We start from the raw sequence: 2,382 nt of genomic DNA on the forward strand, positions 1-2,382 counted from the left end.
CACCGATGACGCCCGGCATGGCCTCAGCCTTTTTGACATCGATCTTCTTGATCTCAGCATGCGCGTGCGGGCTGCGCACGAAGGCCGCATGCTTCATGCCGGGAACCACCATGTCCTCGACATAGCGGCCGGCGCCGGTGATGAACCGCTTGTCTTCCTTGCGCGCTACCCGAGCGCCAACACCTTCAATGCCCATCGCAGAAATTCCTCCGAAAAAGTAGGGGAATAGGGGAGTAAGGGAGTCGGGGCAGTAGGGAATTAAGAGCCAAATCGCTTACTCCCTACTCCCCTATTCCCCTACTCACTTCATCCCTCACGCAGCTTGCCTGGCCTTGCCCTTGGCGGCTCCCTTGGCCAACGTCTCGGATGCGGCGAGGATCGCCTTCACGATGTTGTGGTAGCCGGTGCAGCGGCAGATATTGCCTTCGAGCTCGGCCCGCACCGTGGCCTCGTCGAGGCCTTCGGGGTGACGGTTGATCATGTCGGTCGCCGTCATGATCATGCCCGGCGTGCAGAAACCGCACTGCAGTCCGTGATGCTCCTTGAACGCCGCCTGCACCGGATGCAGGTCGGCTCCGTCCGCCAAACCTTCGATCGTCGCGATGGTCGACCCGGAGGCTTGCACCGCAAGCATTGTGCAGGACTTTACCGCCTTGCCGTCGACATGGACCACACAGGCGCCGCATTGCGAAGTGTCGCAACCGACATGCGTGCCGGTGAGTCCAAGATTCTCCCGCAAGAAATGAACCAGCAACGTGCGGTCTTCGGTGACGCCACCGACCCGCTTTCCGTTCACCGTCAACGATATGTCCGACATGAAACCTCCCTGGGTAATTTACCTTGGTCCTCTTGTCGCCGATGCCGCGTGAGTGCTCCCGGCTGCCGCTCTTCCCCTCCCGTATAACGTGCCGAAAAAGCAGCTTGCAATCCCGAAGTCGTGAGAATGCAGTTCGCCCGAAAATCCGCCTATTGTACTTTCGGTCACGCAAAGGCCGGAACGGCGGAGCAAAGCGAAACCACGATCGCTGTGGCGATGACGACTTGCGGCCACGAACGGCTAGCGCGGCAAGCCGATTCAGACGACGCCGTGTTTTCTGAGAACCTCCTGCTCGTCGCCTGACACCCACCCAAATATTTTCGGCTCTCCGCCCAGCTTCTGGACGAGGTAGTGGACGTCGAAATCGATCGTGACGTCCGGTCGGTCTTTGCGAGCGTAGGACGACGTCCAGGCGACGTGGGCAACGCAATGATGCTCGTCTATCGGCGAGACGCGAACAGCCCGTATTCGCATTTCCTTCATGCCGATCGCTCGATAATGAGCATAACCTTGCTCCATAACCTGCCTGAGTTGGTAGTCGTTCTTCCCGACCATGACGCCGGCAGGCGACGCCGCAATGAAGGCGGAGGCATAGACCGATGCGACTTCGTCCATGTCGGCATCGCCGGCGAGTTGCTGCTCGTACCTTTCGAACAGCTTCCTGACCTGCGCTTCCATGGATCACGCTCCCTCCAGTGTGGTTTTGGATTTGAAGTTTGAACCTGATGCCGTCAAAGATAGCAGAAACTTCAAATCCATCGTGTTGGCTCATTGCCAAAGCAGCACTTGAAGACAACAATGACTTCGACGCCGGCGCGCCAAACGCACACAAAAAGAGCCGCGCACAAAAAGAGCGTCGGAGGAATCGAGGAGGAAGCCGCTGGCCAGTTCACGGACGCGCTATGCATGCGGCCTATCGGTGCTCACCACGGATGAGCCCGACGCCAATGTGTTCACCCGGGCGGTCGCGGCCGAAGCCGCAGCCATCGATGCCGGCTTCGCCCTGCTGTTTTTCTCCCAGAGCCTTGTCGATGCGGCGGCCCTGTCGGACGCGCTGAAGATCAACGCGCCGGCACTTGCCTATGCCGGCTGCTCCACCGCCGGCGAAATCACGCCGCGCGGTCTGGAGGAAGGCCAGATCCTCGCATTGCTGCTTCCGTCAGCATCGTTTTCGGTCGCAAGCACTATGGTCGACAGTCTCTCTTCGTCGGGCATGGACAGGATCACCGGTGAAGTCGGGGCGCTGCGGCGCTCGCTGCAGGGTCGCGTCGGGTACGAACGGACCAACACCACCTTCGCGCTTTGCTTCATCGACGGGCTGTCCTATGCCGAAGAAGCGGTGACCTCCGCGATCCACTGGGGGCTCGATGACATTCCACTGATCGGCGGTTCGGCGGGCGACGATCTGAAATTCGAGACGACGCGGCTGATCTCGAACGGCAAGGTTGCCTCCGACTGTGCCATCATCGTGCTGATCACCACCGAAATTCCTTTCCGCGTGTTCAAGACCGACAATTTCGTTCCCACCGACGAGAAGCTGGTGGTGACCGCATCCGATCCCGATC

At 59.9% G+C, this 2,382-nt stretch carries 4 protein-coding genes; 1 reads left to right on the plus strand and 3 read right to left on the minus strand.

Features of this window, described 5'->3' with window-relative positions; all coding sequences use genetic code 11:
* From EOA86_RS30870 to EOA86_RS30880, 3 genes are all read right to left on the minus strand, one after another.
* Positions 1-196: hypothetical protein (locus tag EOA86_RS30870; protein ID WP_164892151.1), on the minus strand; the 196-nt coding region annotated here is incomplete at its 3' end.
* Positions 197-313: 117 nt separating this feature from the next.
* Positions 314-817, minus strand: a complete 504-nt coding sequence (locus EOA86_RS30875) for a (2Fe-2S)-binding protein (protein WP_128345072.1) — start codon at positions 815-817, stop codon at positions 314-316.
* Positions 818-1,075: 258 nt separating this feature from the next.
* A complete protein-coding gene (locus EOA86_RS30880) occupies positions 1,076-1,495 on the minus strand; it encodes a nuclear transport factor 2 family protein (RefSeq protein WP_128345074.1) in 420 nt (139 codons plus the stop codon).
* A 241-nt stretch (positions 1,496-1,736) separates the two neighbouring features.
* On the opposite strand from EOA86_RS30880, the gene EOA86_RS30885 reads away from it, so the two are divergent.
* Positions 1,737-2,382, plus strand: a 646-nt coding sequence (locus EOA86_RS30885) for an FIST N-terminal domain-containing protein (RefSeq protein WP_281035713.1), incomplete at its 3' end; no start/stop codon positions are given.

This window comes from Mesorhizobium sp. M5C.F.Ca.IN.020.32.2.1, assembly GCF_004023105.1.
Classification (GTDB): Bacteria; Pseudomonadota; Alphaproteobacteria; order Rhizobiales; family Rhizobiaceae; genus Mesorhizobium; species Mesorhizobium wenxiniae.